This window comes from Brucella sp. IR068 (genome assembly GCF_049065885.1).
GTDB lineage: Bacteria > Pseudomonadota > Alphaproteobacteria > Rhizobiales > Rhizobiaceae > Brucella > Brucella intermedia.
Map to the genome: position 1 here is coordinate 97020 of NZ_JBAKHE010000001.1, position 16704 is coordinate 113723.

Below are 16704 nucleotides of genomic sequence, written 5' to 3' on the forward strand. Positions count from 1 at the left end.
GAGACGGAAAATGGCTTACCTCCATACGTTTCTTTTCGGCATCTATCCCTATATCGCGCTGAGCGTGCTCGTGCTCGGCTCGATCTTCCGTTACGACCGCGAGCCCTATACCTGGCGTTCGGGCTCGAGCCAGCTTTTGCGGCGCAGGCAGCTCATGTGGGGTTCGGTCCTGTTTCACGTCGGCGTGCTGTTCATCTTCGCCGGTCATTTCGTCGGCCTGCTGACACCCATCTGGGTGTTCGACATGCTTGGCGTCAGCCATGAGGCAAAGCAGATTCTCGCCGTCGTGGCGGGCGGCATTGCCGGGGTTATGGCAATCATCGGCGCCAGCATGCTGGTGCATCGCCGCCTGTTCGATCCGCGCGTGCGCGCATCTTCAAGGCCGACCGACACGCTGATCATCATGCTGTTGTGGGTGCAGCTTCTGCTGGGCCTCGGCACCATTCCGGTTTCGCTGCAACATATCGACGGCGGCGAAATGGTGACATTCATGAACTGGGCGCAGGGCATCTTCACCTTCAACCCGGCTGCATCGAGCTACATCACCGATGCGTCGTTTGTCTTCAAGATGCATATCTTCCTGGGGCTGACGATCTTCCTGCTGTTCCCGTTCACGCGCCTTGTGCATATGCTGAGCGCACCGGTGCGCTATATCTGGCGTCCGGGCTATCAGGTCGTGCGTGAGCGCAACCATACGGCTCAGCCCTCGCATATGCGCGTTCCTGCGGAGTAAGGCTCATGGTAACGCTTTTCGACCGGAAACAACCCGCTGCCGGGCAGCACAATCACCCGACCGGCTATACCACCTATCAGGAGCCGGATACGCGGGTGCCGCCCAAGCCGCGCCCGGTTTTCGATGCGGTGTCCGTCAATGGCGTGGCGATCAACGAAACCGACATCCTGACGGAGGCGCAGAACCATCCGTCGGACAATCCCGGCGCGGCGCTGCTTGCCGCGGCCCGGGCGCTCGCGGTCCGCGAACTGCTTTTGCAGCGGGCGAGGGAGGCGGGCATCGTGCCGGAACGCGAGAAGGACGCCGAGGGACGCAGCGAAACCGACGAGGATGCGCTGGTGCGCATGGTGATCGAACGGGAGGTGGAAGTGCCTTCCGCCACGCGGGAGGAAGCCTTGCGCTTCTACGAAAACAACCGCGACCGCTTCACCAGTGCGCCCATTCTGGAGGCGAGCCATATCCTGATCGCCGCCGATCCCGCCGACAGCCAGGCCCGCGAAAAGGCCCGCGCGACCGCTGCCCGCCTGGCTTCGGCGGTGATTGCCGAGCCTGCCACTTTCGCCTCGGTCGCGCATGAATATTCGTCCTGCCCTTCGGGCGCGCAAGGCGGCAATCTGGGCCAGCTCACGCGCGGCAGCACGGTGCCTGAATTTGAAAGGGCGCTGGAGCGCATGGCGGCAGGGGAAATCACGGCCAATCCCATTGAAAGCCGCTTCGGTTTTCATATTGTGCGGCTTGACCGCCGCATCGAAGGCGAGGAACTGCCGTTCGATTATGTGGCCGACCGGATTGCGGGCTGGCTGGAAGCCTCCACCTGGTCGAAGGCGGTGTCGCAATATATCGCGATCCTCGCAGCCGACGCTGAGATTACCGGCATCGATCTGTTGTCGAACGAGGGAGCCGAGGCATGAGGAACGAACCGACGCTTGCGGCCATCCTCGCCGCCAAGGATGTGCCGGTGGACCAGCTTCTGGCAGGTGCGGCGCATCGGGCAAGACAGGCGGGCCTGCGCGTGGCCGGCTTTCTGCAGCACCGTGAAACCGGCGGCGAGGAATGCTGCCGCGATATCGAGATCGAGCATATCGGCACCGGCGTCACGCAGATCATTTCGCAGGCGCTCGGTTCCGGGTCGAAGGGTTGCCGCCTCGATCCGGCGGCCCTTGCCGATGTGGCAGGCGCGCTTCAGACGGAACTCGATGACGGCGCGGATATGCTGATCCTCAACCGTTTCGGCAAGGGCGAGACGGAAGGGCATGGTTTCCGCTCCATCATCGAAACGGCCTATGCGCGCCAGATTCCGGTGCTGACCGTGGTGCGCGAAACCTATGTCGAGGGCTGGAACGACTTTGCCGGGGATTGCGGCGTTCTTCTGGCACCCGACAGCAAGGCCGTGCTCGGATGGTGCGACCGCGTGATGGAAGCGCGGCGATTGCCCGAAGCCGTATGACGATGGATGCTCTATAGATCCAGCTGGTCGCGGCGGTCTTCCGCAATCAGCTTGCGGATCTGATAGACGATCTGGTCGCCATGCGCCTTGCCGAGCAGATCGGCGGTGTCGACATCGCGCTCTTCGATGGCGCGGATCATGTCCTCATGCTCGGTGACGTAACGCTCCGGCAGGCGGTCCGCAAAGGACTGGTAATAAAGGCGCAAGAGCCTGCGCCCTTCGTCGAGAAGCCGCGAAAAGAACGTGGTGTAGAAGGGATTGCGTCCGGCTTCGGCAATGGCCGCATGAAAATCGCGGTTGGTCGCGATCATTTCCAGTGCGTTCTGCGAGCGGACGGCGCGGGCAAAGGCTTCCTGATGCGCGCGGATATTCTCAAGATCCTTGTCGGTCCGGTTGCGCGCTGCAAGTCGCGTCGTGACGCGGTACATCAGCGTCACCGCGTCGAAAAAGGCGGGCAGGCTCAGGAAGTCGATATTGGACACGACAGTCGAACGATTGGGGAGCGTGGTCACGAAGCCGTCGCTTGCAAGCCGCACCAAAGCCTCGCGGATCGGCGTGCGCGACATGGAAAAGCGTTCTGCCAGTTGGTTTTCATCGATGGGACTGCCCGGCGCGAGCGAAAGATCGATGATCTCGTCGCGCAGCACGTCGTAAACCAGCTTGACACCTGAACCCTTCTTCCGGTCGGCTGTCTGGTTGGCGTCGTCTTTGTCCATGATCTTTCTGCCTTCTTACGGTGTATTTGGCGCGGCACAACCGCATTCTAACAGCAGTTTAAGTTCCACCGGTCAAGCAATCCTATCCTCATTTAAAATTTTGGTCGACAAGAAAAATACAAAGTGTATATTTGATTGCAATACAAGGTTCGACAGAGCGATTGTAGGTTCAGCTCGCGCGAAAGCGCCCAAGGAAAACGCCAAGGAAAGACGCTATGACTTCTAACATTTTCTCCGGCTGCATTCCGGCCCTCATGACCCCCTGCAAGCCCGACCGCACGCCGGATTTCGATGCGCTGGTCCGCAAAGGCAAGGAACTGATCGCGAAGGGCATGTCTGCGGTTGTCTATTGCGGCTCCATGGGTGACTGGCCGCTTCTTTCGGACGAGGAACGCATGGCTGGCGTTGAAGCGCTTGCCAAGGCCGGCGTGCCGGTCGTCGTCGGCACCGGCGCGGTCAACACCAAGATTGCCGCCGCCCATGCTGCCCACGCGCAGAAGGTTGGCGCGAAGGGCCTGATGGTCATTCCGCGTGTTCTGTCGCGCGGCTCGTCCATCTCGGCGCAGAAGGCGCATTTCAAGGCGATCCTGTCGGCTGCTCCCGATCTGCCTGCCGTGATCTACAACAGCCCTTACTATGGTTTCGCCACCCGCGCCGACCTGTTCTTCGCGCTGCGTGCGGAACATCCGAACCTGATCGGCTTCAAGGAATTCGGCGGCGCGGAAGCCATGCGCTACGCCGCTGAAAACATCACCAGCGCCGATGACAATGTGACCCTGATGGTCGGCGTCGATACCGGCGTTTTCCATGGTTTCGTCAATTGCGGTGCAACCGGCGCAATCACGGGCATCGGCAATGTGCTGCCGAAGGAAGTGCAGCATCTGGTTGCCCTGTCGAAGGCCGCAGCCACCGGCGACGTCGAAGCGCGCAAGCTGGCGCTGGAACTGGAAGCCGCACTCGACGTGCTGTCGTCCTTCGATGAAGGTCCGGACCTCGTTCTCTTCTACAAGCACATGATGGTGCTGACCGGCAATCCGGAATATGAACTGCATTTCAACGAGACGGACAAGCTGTCCGATAGCCAGCGCGGCTATTGCGAAACCCAGTTGAAGCTGTTCCAGACCTGGTATGCCGACTGGAACAAGCAGGGCAGCGCAGCAACGAAATACGCTGCCTGAAATCAGTTCAAAAAACAAAAAGGCGCCGGTTTCCGGCGCCTTTTTGTTTGGGATCACGACACTGCGTCGAGACCCTTTTCCTTGAGCTTTTCCAGCAGCGCCATTTCAGCGGCGGTGAGTGTGATGCCCTTGCTGAGTGAATCGCGGCGAGCGGCAAAGCGGCGCTGCGACGGCAGGCGCGCGCCCTGTCCGGCAATCGCTTCGATCAGGACTTCGCCGCGCTCTTGCGGATTGCCACGACCGCCCGCCATGCGGGCAGGGTCGAAGGCAATGATGAGTTCGCCATGGCGCGGCGCAAGCGTCGTCGTGCCAAGGAAGTCGAGCGCTTCAGGACTGGTGAAGTCACCGATCATCACACCAGCCAGAAGTTCGATCATCGTGGAAATGGCCGAGCCCTTGTGCTCGCCGAATGGCAGCATCGCGCCTGCAAGGGCTGCTTCCGGGTCGGTCGTGGGCTTGCCGTCCGCATCGACGGCCCAGCCTTCGGGCAGCTGCTTTCCGGCGCGGCGATAAAGCTCCAGTTCGCCGCGCGCGGCCACGCTGGTGGCAAAGTCGAACACATAAGGATAATCGCCGGGGCGGGGCCAGCCGAAGGCGAAGGGGTTGGTGCCCAGAAGCGGCTTCGTTCCGCCTGCTGGCGCAACGGTTGCATAGCTCGGGCACATGGCGATTGCGGCAAGCCCCTGTTCGGCAAGCGCCTCGACTTCCGGCCACAGGGCGGCGAAATGGGTGCAATCGTTGATCGCCAGCGCCGCAATGCCGAGCTTGCGTGCCTTCTCGACCAGGGCAGGGGCGCCACGTTCAAAGGCCAGATTGGCAAAGCCGCCCTTGGCGTCGACGCGAACAACGGCGCTGTCATCGGTCGTGACGACCGGATCAGCATCGGCGACCACCTTGCCGCTTTTCAGCGTGCGCAGGCAGCCTTCGATGCGGTAGACACCATGGGATTTGCAGCCGTCGCGCTCGCCCGCCACAATCGTCTTGGCGATGGCTGCGGCATGGTCGGCGCTGAAACCCGCCTTGTTCAGGATTTCCCGCACAAGCCCGGCGAGTTCTTCTGTCGAAATCGAAATGGTGTCGCTCATTCTGTCATTCCTTGCCGGTTCTTGAGGCAGTGCGGATAGGGGCGAATAAAGTTCGCTGAAATGCATACAAGATGCATGCAGGGTTGTCATGCCGGGGAGGCGGGCCGGGGCCTGCGGCAAAAGGGCTTCACCCGAAATGGTGCGGTGGGCCGACGCGGAAAATCAACCCTTTTTATTCTGAGAGTCATTATCATGAATAACGCAACCTGTTTGATCCAGATCAAAGAGAATGGCCTGCGGCGGGTCTAAATCCCGTCGTGTGGCGTGTAAAGCCGAGACGGCAGCTGCGCCCACCCGATGGAGATCAGGACGAAAATGCGTAAACTCGCAATCAAATTTGCTGCAGCAGGCATTCTTGCGGTGCTGGCGGCCCCAGCCCTTGCCGAAAATATCGAAGTTCACATGCTCAACAAGGGCGCCGAGGGCGCCATGGTTTTCGAGCCCGCCTATATCAAGGCCAATCCCGGCGACACGATCACCTTCGTGCCGGTGGACAAGGGGCACAATGTCGAATCCATCAAGGACATGATCCCGGAAGGCGCGGAGAAGTTCAAAAGCAAGATCAACGAGAATTATGTGCTGACGGTTACGGAACCCGGCGCATATCTGGTAAAGTGCACTCCGCATTATGCAATGGGCATGATCGCGCTGATCGCCGTGGGCGACAGCCCGGCCAATCTCGAACAGATCGTTTCGGCCAAGAAGCCGAAGGTCGTTCAGGAGCGGCTGGAAAAGGTCATCGCCAGCGCCAAATAATGCGGGCCAGTAATAGGGGCCAGTAATACCGAAACTCGATGAGCCGGACTTGACCGGCTTCATGGCGAGGACATCATGACCAGACAGCCAGGCCTGCAGGCAGTACCTGCTGCGATGCCATCCGATCAAAAAGGTATGCCGCGCGGACTGAAGATGACCGGTCCCGTCCTCCTCAGCTATGGCTTCCGCCCATTCTTTCTGGGCGGAGCCATATGGGCCGTTCTGGCCATGCTCTTCTGGATATTGTCGCTCACTCTTGGAACGCCGTTGGGCGGTTCCTATGGCGGGCTGAACTGGCACGCCCATGAAATGGTGTTCGGTTTTTCTTCCGCCGTTCTCGCAGGCTTTCTGCTGACCGCCATTCCGAACTGGACAGGCGGCCTGCCGGTATCGGGCACACCGCTCGCCATTCTCTGCGGGGTATGGCTTGCAGGACGGCTCGTCTTTCTCGAGCCTGACCTGATCGATGTGCGCTTTGCAGTCGCTGTCGAAAGTCTGTTTCTGCCCTCGCTGCTTTTCATCTGCGCGCGGGAAATCATTGCCGGGCGCCAATGGAAAAACCTGAAGGTGCTGGTTGGCGTGGCAACGGTGATGGTTGCCAATCTCGTCTTCCATTATCTGATCCTGACCGACGGTGACGTGGCATTGGCCGACCGCATCGGGGTCAGCGCCTATGTCCTGCTGGTTATGGTGATTGGTGGGCGCATTGTGCCAAGCTTCACCCGCAATTGGCTCAACAAGATGGGGGAGACGCGCTTTCCGGTGCCTTTCAACCGCTATGACGGTTTCAGCATTCTCGTCGGAGTGGCTGCCTGTATCGGCTGGATCGCCGCTCCCGACCAGACGATAACGGCGGTACTGGCGTGGATTGCAGCCCTGTTTCACATCGTGCGGCTTTACCGCTGGCGGGGATGGTCTGTGGCGCGGGAAAAGCTGCTGCTGGTTCTTCATGTCGCCTATGCGTTCATCCCGCTCGGTTTCATCGCCATCGGTCTCTCGGCCATTGATCGCCTCAATCCCTATTCCGCACTGCATGTTGTGACGGTGGGTGCGATCGGCTGCATGATGCTGGCGGTCATGACGCGGGCCACCCGCGGCCATACCGGGCGCGAACTGACGGCATCGCCCGTCACGCAGGCCGCTTATCTCTGCCTTGTCGCGGCGGCGTTGATCCGTCCGTTGGCGGAAATCATGCCGAATTTCTTCCACACCATCCTCGCCGCCTCGGCCTTGCTCTGGATGGGCGCTTTCGGGCTTTACGTTCTGGAATATGGTCCGATGCTGTTACGCGAGAGACGCCAGCGCATGGCGGGCGCGTAATCCGCCCCATCGCAAGGATCATTCAAATGACAGTCCGCGGTCGCCCGCGGGCTGTCTTTTTGTTTTGCGGGGGTGAGTCGCGGCGCCGATCCTGCGATTCTGCCCGTCCAAAGGGCCTGAAACGGGGGTGTGGAAAGAAAAATCACACTCAAGATCACATTTAAATCGTTATAATGTTATGACCATATTGTTATGCTTTTGAAACGGTGTTACCGGAATTGGTGCCCGGGAGGCTGGTCCTGAAGGGACCGCGCAAACCCGGGCAGCACGAGCGCATTGCATCCAGTCGGCGTAACGCCCGCGTTGCATAATGCGCCGTGGCTTTGTTGTTTATACGCATGCCGGTGCCGGAACCCGGGTTTCGCCTTGCCGGAAATGCCTGAGACTTTGCATTTGGCAAGGAGGTTGCCGCCGATGAATTTCGCCCCGCCCGTATCAGATATGCTGCAACTCGCCAACTGCATTCGCGCTCTCTCGATCGATGCCGTCGATGCCGCCAATTCCGGCCATCCGGGAATGCCACTCGGCATGGCCGACGCCGCAGCCGTTCTGTTCTCGAAGCACCTGAAATTCGACGCGTCGGCCCCCAACTGGGCCGACCGCGACCGCTTCGTGCTTTCCAACGGCCATGGCTCGATGCTGCTTTACAGCGCGCTCTATCTGGCGGGCTACAAGGACGTGTCGCTCGATGAGCTGAAGAACTTCCGCCAGTGGGGTTCTAAGACCGCCGGTCACCCCGAATATGGCCATACCGAAGGCGTCGAACTGACCACCGGGCCGCTCGGTCAGGGCCTTGCAAGCTCCGTCGGCATGGCAATCGCCGAACGCGCGCTCGCCGACCAGTTCGGCAAGGATATAGTCGATCACCGCACCTATGTTTTCTGCGGCGACGGCTGCCTCATGGAAGGCGTGGGCCAGGAGGCGATCTCTCTCGCCGGGCATCTTCGCCTCGGCAAGCTGATCGTGCTTTATGACGACAACGGCATCACCATCGACGGCAGCACGGAAATCGCCTTCACCGACGATATTCCGGCCAAGTTCAAGGCGTGCGGCTGGAATGTCGAAAAGGTCGACGGTCACGATCACGACGCCATCGATGCGGCGTTGACGCGCGCCAAGGCTCAGGCCGACCGCCCGACGCTGATCGCGCTCAAGACCGTCATCGGCTATGGTTCGCCGAACCGCGCCGGTACGAGCGGCGTTCACGGCGCTCCGCTTGGTGCCGCCGAAAATGCGGCCACCAAGGCAGCGCTCGGCTGGACGGCGGAAGCCTTTGAAATTCCTGCTCCCCTGCTCAATGCCTGGCGCGAAGCCGGTGCCCGTGGCGCGTCGGAACGCGATGCATGGCAGAAGCGCGTCGATGCGCTGCCCGCAGCCGAACGTGCCGAATTCGACCGCCGGATCGCCGGTGTCCTGCCGGAAGGCTTCGCTGCGGTTGTCGCGGACGCAAAGCAGCGCCTTCTCGACAAGCCGCAGAATGTCGCGACCCGCAAGGCAAGCCAGATTGCGCTTGAAAGCCTGACGGCGGCGCTCCCGGAAATGATCGGCGGCTCGGCTGACCTTACCCATTCGAACCTCACCCGCGTTCCGGCTGTCGACAGCGACTTCACGCCGGAAAAGAGCGGCCGCTATGTGAGCTACGGCGTGCGCGAGTTCGCAATGGGTGCGGCCATGAACGGCATTGCGGTCCATGGCGGCTTCATTCCTTACGGCGGCACCTTCATGGTGTTCTCCGATTATGCCCGCAACGCCATCCGGCTCTCGGCTCTGATGGGCGTGCGCGTCATCCATGTGCTGACGCATGACTCCATCGGTCTTGGCGAAGACGGCCCGACCCACCAGCCGGTCGAACATCTGGCCAGCCTGCGCGCCATGCCGAACCTGCATGTCTTCCGCCCGGCGGATACGATTGAAACGCTGGAATGCTGGGCTGTTGCGGTTTCCGATCCGAACACGCCTTCGGTTCTGGCCCTGTCGCGCCAGAACGTGCCGCAGTTGCGCACCGACAATGGCGAGAATCTTTCCGCACGCGGCGCCTATGTGCTGCGTGAGGCGAAGGGCGAACGCCAGATCACATTGCTTGCCACGGGCACCGAAGTCTCGCTCGCCGTGAAGGCTGCCGAAAAGCTTGCTGAAGAAGGCATCGCAACCGCGGTCGTCTCCATGCCGAGCTGGGACCTGTTCGAAAAGCAGAGCAAGGAATACCGCAAGGGTGTTCTGGGCGATGCGCCGCGCATCGCTGTCGAAGCTGCGGGCAAGTTCGGCTGGACACGTTATGTCGACAGCGAAGACGATGTGATCGGCATGGACGGCTTCGGCGCTTCGGCCCCTGCCGAGGTGCTTTATGAGAAATTCGGCATTACGGCCGAGGCGATTGTCGCCCGCGCCAAGTTCTTGCTGGAGCAGGGCGAATGACGATGGCTGGCAATTTTTCTCCGCTGGTTCTGGTGGGCGACAGCGAGCGCGTGGAAGCCGAAGCGGTCGGCGCCTATCTGGACAACTGGGCTGGCAAGGATGGTCTGCGTCTTGCGACCGCCGATGCGATCAAGGCCATTCTGGCGGGCGCGACACGGCTTGCCGGTCGCATTGCTCGCGGTTCGCTTCCCGGCGATCCGGGCAAGCTCGTCGGCGTCAACAGCGATCAGGACCAGCAGAAGTGCATCGATGTCGGTTCGCACGACCTGTTCGTCGAGCTGCTGATTGCTGCGGGCGCGGCCTCAATTCTTTCCGAAGAAGCGGACCTGCCGGTGGCTGGCAAGGCCGATGGGCTGATCGCCGTCGCCATCGACCCGCTCGACGGTTCCGGCAATGTGGGCCTCGGCGCACCGCTTGGCACGATCTTCTCGATCTTTCCCGCCGATGTGGAAGAACCGTTCCTGCAGCCCGGCAACCGCCAGCTCGCCGCCGGTTATGTGTCCTACGGCAATTCGGTCGATCTCGGCTTTTCGGTCGGCGAAGGCGTGATCTTCGCGACCTTCGATCCGGTGAGCGGGATTTTCCATATCACGCGCCGCAATGTGACGTTGCCCGAGCGCACCTCCGATCTGGCGTTCAACGCATCCGTTTATCGCCACCTTTCGGCTGGCATGAAAGCCTATGTGGATGATGCCTATAACGGCAAGGACGGTCCGCGCGGGCGTAACTTCAACATGCGCTGGCTTGGTGCTGCGGTGGGCGACATGCACCGCATCCTGCAGCGCGGCGGGCTGTTCTTCTACGTGAACGACAGCCGCCCCGGCTACGAGAAGGGCCGCCTGCGGCTCGTCTACGAAGCCAATCCGATTGCTTTCCTCGCCCGTGAGGCGGGAGGCAAGGCGACCGACGGTTCGAGATCCATTCTCGATATCGTCCCGCAAACCTATCACGAGCGCAGTGCGCTGGTGTTCGGCGTTGCCGAAGAGGTGGACATCCTCGGCGAGTACTTCGCGAAATAACCTGACCTGACATCGCCTGGAGCATTGCAAATGCTCCATCCAATTGTTTTGCAACGCGCATCCTGTTCCGAAAACCGTTTCACACTTTTCGGGATGCGCTCTAGGAGGCTAGAAATGGCGCGCATTACGCTGCGGCAATTGCTCGATCACGCCGCTGAAAAGGGTTACGGCGTCCCGGCATTCAACATCAACAACATGGAACAGGCTCTGGCCATCATGGAAGCGGCGGATGCCGTCGATGCGCCGGTGATCCTGCAGGCTTCGCGCGGCGCGCGTGCCTATGCCAACGACATCATGCTTCGCCACATGATGGACGCGGTGACGGAAATCTATCCGCATATCCCGGTCTGCGTCCACCTCGACCATGGCAATGAAGCCGCAACCTGCATGACCGCCATTCAGGCAGGCTTCACCTCCGTCATGATGGACGGTTCGCTGAAAGCCGACGGCAAGACCCCGGCCGACTGGGACTATAACGTTTCGGTCACGCGTCAGGTCAGCGAGATGTCGCATCTGGGCGGCATCTCGGTGGAAGGTGAACTCGGCGTTCTCGGTTCGCTCGAAACCGGCATGGGCGATGCCGAAGACGGCCACGGCGCGGAAGGCGTGCTGTCGCACGACCAGCTTCTGACCGATCCGGACGAAGCCGTGAAGTTCGTGCGCGAAACCAAGGTCGATGCACTGGCGATCGCCATGGGCACCTCGCATGGCGCCTACAAGTTCAGCCGCAAGCCGGACGGTTCCGTGCTCGCCATGCATGTGATCGAGGAAATCCACCGCAAGCTGCCGAACACGCACCTCGTCATGCACGGCTCGTCTTCCGTGCCGGAAGAATTGCAGGAAATCATCAACAAATATGGCGGCCAGATGAAGCCGACCTGGGGTGTTCCGGTCGAGGAAATCCAGCGCGGCATCAAGCATGGCGTGCGCAAGATCAACATCGATACGGACAACCGCATGGCGCTGACCGGCCAGATCCGCCGCGTCCTGCAGGAAGACCCGAGCGAGTTCGATCCGCGCAAGTACCTGAAGCCGGCAATGGCTGCCATGACCAAGCTCTGCAAGGAGCGTTTCGAGCAGTTCGGCACTGCCGGTCATGCCGCCTCAATCCGTCCGATCCCGCTTTCCGACATGGCAAAGCGTTATCGCGATGGTTCGCTGGACCCGAAGTTCAGCTAAGTTCTGCTGTTTAACCAAGTCTTGCTGAGACTTGGTTAAGCCCGTGCGGCGATTGAGCATCTTCAGGGCGTGATGCGTTAGCATCTTAGCGCCTTGCTATAAGCTAAATGAAAAGCGGAGGGGAAATCCTCCGCTTTTTGTTTGCACGGTCGAGGGTCTTGATAATAATTGATAAGAAATCTATCTTGTCACTATCGCAGAGCGATGGAGGCAGGACAGATGATCAGTGCAGAACTTGGCAAGCAGCTTGAAAGCTACGTACAGGACCTTGTCGATACGGGACGATACGGCTCGAAAAGTGAGGTTCTGCGTGAGGGCGTGCGCCTCGTTCAGGAGCGGGAAACCCGTCTTGCTGCGCTCGACGCCTCCATCATGCGCGGGGTCGCCGACGCTGATGCAAGCCGGACAGCCGGCGCGGAGGACGTTTTCGGGGCCTTGCGTAAACGCTATCAGGCAATGTTGCCGGACACGACCGAATGAAGGTCCATTTCACGGACGAAGCGACGAATGACCTCCTGCGGATAGGCGATTATATCGCGAGGGACAATCCGCTCAGAGCTTTATCCTTTATCGATGAAATGGAACGGGAATGCCTGGCGATTGCCGCCTCTCCAAAGGCTTTTCCCAAGGTGCCCCGATATGAAAAGCAGGGCATACGCCGAAAGGTTCACGGCAATTATCTGATCTTTTATCGCCTTGATGGTGAGCAGGTGATTGTCGTCCACATCCTTCACGGTGCAATGGACTTTGCTGCCGTCATTCCGGAAAGCTGAACCGGTTTCGCCACCGGCCCGAAAAGCGGAAGCGTTTCGGGCCGGGACGTCAAATAAGGGCGATCAGCCCTTGTTGTATTTCGCGTCGACTTCGTTGATCGCGTTGACGTTGCCAGCCGAACGGCCGTTTTCGTCGAAGGTCTGTGCGAGGAAGGCGTCGGCAATCGTCTTGGCCACTTCCGAGCCGATGACGCGGGCGCCCATGGTGATGATCTGGGCGTTGTTGGAAAGCGCTGCGCGTTCTGCCGAATAGGTGTCGTGCGTGAGCGCGGCGCGAATGCCCGGAACCTTGTTGGCTGCGATGCACACGCCGATGCCGGTGCCGCAAACGAGGATGGCGCGGTCATAGGTGCCGTCGAGAACTGCGGAAGCCACGCGGTCGGAAAGGTTGGCGTAGAATGCATCCGCGCCAGCATCCGTGCGCGAGATTTCCGAAACCTCGAAACGGTCCTTCAGATAGTCGGCGAGAACCTTGGCCAGACCTTCGCCGGCGCTGTCGCCTGCTACTGCTACTTTCATGGGATTGCTCCTTTAATTGGATTGAATCTTTCTGGCGCACTTGTCCAAAATGTCGAGATAGCCTTCCACGTTCCACGCCGAGCGGCCGATGAACAGGCCGTCGATATGCGGGCAGGCGATGAGTTCTTCGCAATTGCCGGGATTGACCGAGCCGCCATAGAGGCAAGGCACGCGGCGTCCGAGCACACTTTCGGCAACCGCGATGATTTCGGCCTGCCGCGCGTCGGCATAATCGGCGGAAGCGGGAATGCCGTTCTCGCCGATGGCCCATACGGGCTCATAGGCGAACAGGATTTCAGCCTGTTTCTGGTCGTCGGAAAGCCGGGAAAGAGCGCCGCGCACTTCTTCTTCCAGCACTTCAGCCGCGCGTCCGCTTTCGCGGTCTTCCAGCGTTTCGCCGATGCAGATGAGGGGGATCAGGCCGTGGCGCACGGCGGCTTCGACCTTGAGGCCAACCGTTTCGTTGGTCTCGCCGAAATGCTCGCGGCGCTCCGAATGGCCAAGCTCAACGATGTCGAGATTGCAATCTTTCAGCATCAGCGGTGAAATTTCGCCGGTCCATGCGCCCTGATCGGCCCAGTGCATGTTCTGCGCGCCGACCTTGACGGAGGTCCCCGACAGGATTTCCTTCACTTCGCGAACGGCGGTGAACGGTGGAATGACAAAGCGCTGGATATCGGCGGAACGACCGCCATCGGCAGCCTTCAGCGCTTCGGCAAAGGCGCGGGCCTCGGCCAGCGTCTTGTTCATTTTCCAACTCGTTCCAACCCAGAATCTGCTCATGCGTAACTGTTCCTAGTCTGCTGCTATTGTCAGTCTGATCCCGGCCTGCTCGAGTTCGTCCAGTATGGCGGCGCCGGGTGATGAATCGGTGATGATCGCGTCAAAATCGGAGAGATTTGCCATGACGTGGAGGGCAGGGCGCCCGAACCGCTGGTGATTGACCAGAAGGCAGGTGCGGGCCGCGGACGCCGTCATGGCGCGCTTGGTGCGCACCACGTTTTCATCCATGTGATAGACAAGCTGCCCGTTGACGGCGGGCGACGAAACGAAAGCGATGTCGGCACTCAAATGCGACAGCGCTTCTTCCGTCAGTATGCCGAAAAAGGCGTTGAACTTGGCTGAATAGGTTCCGCCGAGCGCGATCAGATTGATCCCGTTCTCGCCCTTCAGCTCATCGACGATGACGGCATTGTTGGTGATGACGGTCAATGGGCGCTTTTCCAGCAACATGCCGCCGAGGACAGCTGCCATGGAGCCGTCATTGACCATCACGGTCATGCCGGGTTCCACCAGTTCCAGCGCGGCGCGGGCCATCTTCTGCTTGGCTTCGCCGTCCTGCCGCTCGCGGAAACGAAAATCGCTCTCGAACTGGGTGCCGGTATCGATGGTCGCGCCGCCGCGCACCTTGCGCAGCACGCCGGAATGTTCCAGCGAATCCAGATCGCGGTGGATCGTCATCTTGGAAACAGCAAACCGGTCCGCCAGATCGTCGAGGTCGACGGCCTGATTTTCGATGAGAAGGTTTATGATCGCCTGTCGTCTGTCGTCGCGCTTCACGCTGTTTCCGATCTCATTGGCGGAACATTTATCGCATGAAGTTAGATCACAAAATCACAAAAAAATCCACGAGAAAAATGTGATTTTGTTATTTTCCATCTGGCTGTCGGATAAGAGCCCTTGCGGTGCGCTCATCGGTGATGAGGCCGTAAAGCCGGCCGCTTTTCAGCACGGCGCGAATGGCGTCAGCCTTGGAAATTCCGCCGGCCAGCCCGATGATTCGGCTCATATCAGCGTTTTCCACCGAGGCGGCGATGGTGCGGGCGGTGAGCGCGGTTTCGAGGCGCTGGCCGTTTGCATCGAAGAAATGGCCGAGCATTTCGCCGACGCCGCCGAGGTTCGCAATCTCCTCAACTTCGCTCAATTCTATCATGCCGGATGTGACGAGCTGCGCCTGCGCATCCACCGTGCCGATGCCCACGATCTTCAGTTCGGCGCGGCAACCCATGTCGAAAACCGTGGTGACGCCGCGCTGGGCGAGCAGCACTTCACGGTCTTCCGCCGTGTTGGCGAAAAAGGGAACCGGCATCACATAAGCGGGCATCCCCGTCTTTTCCGCGATGCGGTGCATCACATCATGCGGGTTGGCGGCGAAATTGCGCGTCAGGCCGCCCAGCAGGGATACGAAACGTACATTGCTGGCCGCGACACGCGGCATATAGCTGACGGCGGCAGAAAGCGTGCGCCCATGGCCGATGCCGATGACTTCGTGATCGCCGTGCTCGATCTCGCGGCGCAGAAAATCCGCCCCGGCATGGCCGAGGACCATCAGCGGCAGGCCTTCCTCGCCAATGTCGGGCGCAACCTCGCAATAATCGAGGCCGTACATGTCGGCGAGGCGGTTTTCGAGGTCGATGCATTCGGTAATGTCACCGTCGATACTTACCTTCACCGCACCATCGGCGACGGCCTTGGCAATCAGGCGATGCGCCTTCACCGAAGGCAGGCCGAGGCGCTTGGCGACGGCTGACTGGGTCATGCCGCCCACAAAGTGAAGCCAGGCGGCGCGCAGCGCCAGTGAATCGTCAGCATCTGCCATTGAAAACGGTCCGGTTCCTGAAATTACCTATATTTTCAAGTCCTTGGCGCCGGTGTCAATGTGGGGAGCCCAGAAAGCCACACTTTCCGCAATCTGCGGGATGACTTCGCGGTCGTTCGGCTCGCGCTCCTTGAAGGAAAGCTCCAGGCAGATTTCATTATCAACCGCGCCGCCTTCGGCAAAGGCTTTGAGGAGTGGTTCCGGCTGGATGCGGCCCTTGGCGTTGAACGCGGCGGTGAACGGGCGATGCCCGCCCTTGTCCATCAGGCTCTGCTTGATGTGAATGATCGGCGAGACCTTCGGCACGGCCCGCGCCCAGGCGTAAGGGTCATAATCGTCCGGGTTGGACGAGGTGACGTCGCCATGGTCGATGTCGGCCATCATCCACATGGGGATCGCCATGTCGGCGGCGGTGAGGCGATCCTGAAGCTTCATGCATTCGGCAATCGTCTCGCCGAACTCGCGCCCGATGCTCATCGGCTCCCAGAACACATAGTCGAGACCGGCGCCAGCCGCATGTTCGGCCACTTCGGCCCAGCAGTCGATGGCGATCTTGATCAGGTCTTCGCGGCGCGCCGGATCATCGAAATCCTTGTAGGTGAAGATAGCGAACTGCGTACCGACCGACTTGCCGCCAAGGTCGCCGATAATGTCGGCAAAGGTCTTGAACCAGTCGACATAGTAGCGGCGCACTTCCGCATCGGGATGGCCGAAATGGTTGAGGCGGCCATAGGGGCCGGTCATGCCCGAAGTGACACGGACGCCGGTGCGCTGCAAGGCCTTGTCCATGTCGCGCGTCAGGCGACGGATGGTCGAAGCCTGCCAGCTCGGATTGATGAATTCATGGGTCAGCTGGAGGTCGCGCAGGCGCAGGTCGCGGGCAACCGTTTCGATCAGGTCGCCCGGCTCGGCAAAGCGGTTCACAAGCGGATTGGTATTCAGCGAAAGCGTCAGCGCCATGATGT

Annotated in this window: 18 protein-coding genes; 11 read left to right on the forward strand and 7 right to left on the reverse strand. The window is 60.4% G+C overall.

The genetic code is table 11. The features are described 5' to 3' along the window. The first annotated feature begins 10 nt into the window (after window positions 1-10). The 3 genes from narI to ACOWVS_RS00445 are packed head-to-tail and all read left to right on the forward strand — an operon-like array spanning window position 11 to window position 2180. Window positions 11-733, forward strand: coding sequence for a respiratory nitrate reductase subunit gamma (gene narI / locus ACOWVS_RS00435; protein ID WP_006472081.1), 723 nt, complete (start codon window positions 11-13; stop codon window positions 731-733). Window positions 734-738: 5 nt separating this feature from the next. Beyond that, window positions 739-1644, forward strand: coding sequence for a peptidylprolyl isomerase (locus tag ACOWVS_RS00440; protein ID WP_075041575.1), 906 nt, complete (start codon window positions 739-741; stop codon window positions 1642-1644). Further along, window positions 1641-2180 (forward strand): DUF2478 domain-containing protein, encoded by a 540-nt coding sequence (locus tag ACOWVS_RS00445; RefSeq protein ID WP_006468362.1) that lies wholly within the window; start codon window positions 1641-1643, stop codon window positions 2178-2180. Before ACOWVS_RS00440 ends, ACOWVS_RS00445 begins: the two co-directional genes overlap by 4 nt. 11 nt (window positions 2181-2191) lie before the next feature. On the opposite strand, the gene ACOWVS_RS00450 is transcribed toward ACOWVS_RS00445, so the two are convergent. Beyond that, the gene (locus tag ACOWVS_RS00450) at window positions 2192-2896 is read right to left on the reverse strand and encodes a GntR family transcriptional regulator (protein WP_006468363.1); all 705 of its coding nucleotides are present in this window, start codon (window positions 2894-2896) and stop codon (window positions 2192-2194) included. 215 nt (window positions 2897-3111) lie between these two features. On the opposite strand from ACOWVS_RS00450, the gene ACOWVS_RS00455 reads away from it, so the two are divergent. Next, window positions 3112-4074, forward strand: a complete 963-nt coding sequence (locus tag ACOWVS_RS00455) for a dihydrodipicolinate synthase family protein (protein ID WP_006468364.1) — start codon at window positions 3112-3114, stop codon at window positions 4072-4074. Window positions 4075-4127: 53 nt separating this feature from the next. On the opposite strand, the gene ACOWVS_RS00460 is transcribed toward ACOWVS_RS00455, so the two are convergent. Further along, window positions 4128-5159: an Ldh family oxidoreductase gene (locus ACOWVS_RS00460; protein WP_025092110.1), complete on the reverse strand. Its 1032-nt coding sequence runs from the start codon at window positions 5157-5159 to the stop codon at window positions 4128-4130. A gap of 315 nt (window positions 5160-5474) precedes the next feature. Here ACOWVS_RS00460 and ACOWVS_RS00465 point away from each other — a divergent pair, with 315 nt between their 5' ends. From ACOWVS_RS00465 to ACOWVS_RS00495, 7 genes are all read left to right on the forward strand, one after another. Continuing rightward, window positions 5475-5915, forward strand: coding sequence for a pseudoazurin (locus ACOWVS_RS00465; RefSeq protein ID WP_006473392.1), 441 nt, complete (start codon window positions 5475-5477; stop codon window positions 5913-5915). A 75-nt stretch (window positions 5916-5990) separates the two neighbouring features. Continuing rightward, window positions 5991-7235 carry an NnrS family protein gene (locus tag ACOWVS_RS00470; protein WP_006468367.1) on the forward strand — a complete coding sequence of 415 codons (1245 nt, stop codon included), beginning with the start codon at window positions 5991-5993 and terminating at the stop codon, window positions 7233-7235. 414 nt (window positions 7236-7649) lie between these two features. After that, the gene (gene tkt / locus ACOWVS_RS00475) at window positions 7650-9650 is read left to right on the forward strand and encodes a transketolase (protein ID WP_025092109.1); all 2001 of its coding nucleotides are present in this window, start codon (window positions 7650-7652) and stop codon (window positions 9648-9650) included. After that, entirely contained in the window at window positions 9647-10669 is a 1023-nt protein-coding gene (locus tag ACOWVS_RS00480; RefSeq protein WP_006468369.1) for a class 1 fructose-bisphosphatase, read from the forward strand. Before tkt ends, ACOWVS_RS00480 begins: the two co-directional genes overlap by 4 nt. A 114-nt stretch (window positions 10670-10783) precedes the next feature. Next, window positions 10784-11848, forward strand: a complete 1065-nt coding sequence (gene fba / locus ACOWVS_RS00485) for a class II fructose-bisphosphate aldolase (protein WP_006472452.1) — start codon at window positions 10784-10786, stop codon at window positions 11846-11848. 219 nt (window positions 11849-12067) lie between these two features. Beyond that, window positions 12068-12328, forward strand: coding sequence for a type II toxin-antitoxin system ParD family antitoxin (locus ACOWVS_RS00490; protein ID WP_006472453.1), 261 nt, complete (start codon window positions 12068-12070; stop codon window positions 12326-12328). After that, the gene (locus tag ACOWVS_RS00495) at window positions 12325-12621 is read left to right on the forward strand and encodes a type II toxin-antitoxin system RelE/ParE family toxin (protein ID WP_006468373.1); all 297 of its coding nucleotides are present in this window, start codon (window positions 12325-12327) and stop codon (window positions 12619-12621) included. Before ACOWVS_RS00490 ends, ACOWVS_RS00495 begins: the two co-directional genes overlap by 4 nt. A gap of 63 nt (window positions 12622-12684) precedes the next feature. Here ACOWVS_RS00495 and ACOWVS_RS00500 read toward each other — a convergent pair whose 3' ends face one another. From ACOWVS_RS00500 to ACOWVS_RS00520, 5 genes are all read right to left on the reverse strand, one after another. Then, entirely contained in the window at window positions 12685-13140 is a 456-nt protein-coding gene (locus ACOWVS_RS00500; protein ID WP_006468374.1) for an RpiB/LacA/LacB family sugar-phosphate isomerase, read from the reverse strand. 12 nt (window positions 13141-13152) lie between these two features. Further along, window positions 13153-13923 carry a triose-phosphate isomerase gene (locus ACOWVS_RS00505; protein WP_006468375.1) on the reverse strand — a complete coding sequence of 257 codons (771 nt, stop codon included), beginning with the start codon at window positions 13921-13923 and terminating at the stop codon, window positions 13153-13155. A 12-nt stretch (window positions 13924-13935) separates the two neighbouring features. Then, window positions 13936-14700 (reverse strand): DeoR/GlpR family DNA-binding transcription regulator, encoded by a 765-nt coding sequence (locus tag ACOWVS_RS00510; protein ID WP_006468376.1) that lies wholly within the window; start codon window positions 14698-14700, stop codon window positions 13936-13938. Between the two features lie 88 nt (window positions 14701-14788). Continuing rightward, window positions 14789-15739 (reverse strand): sugar-binding transcriptional regulator, encoded by a 951-nt coding sequence (locus ACOWVS_RS00515; RefSeq protein ID WP_006468377.1) that lies wholly within the window; start codon window positions 15737-15739, stop codon window positions 14789-14791. Between the two features lie 27 nt (window positions 15740-15766). Beyond that, window positions 15767-16699 carry a sugar phosphate isomerase/epimerase family protein gene (locus ACOWVS_RS00520; RefSeq protein ID WP_006468378.1) on the reverse strand — a complete coding sequence of 311 codons (933 nt, stop codon included), beginning with the start codon at window positions 16697-16699 and terminating at the stop codon, window positions 15767-15769. Window positions 16700-16704: the final 5 nt, after the last annotated feature.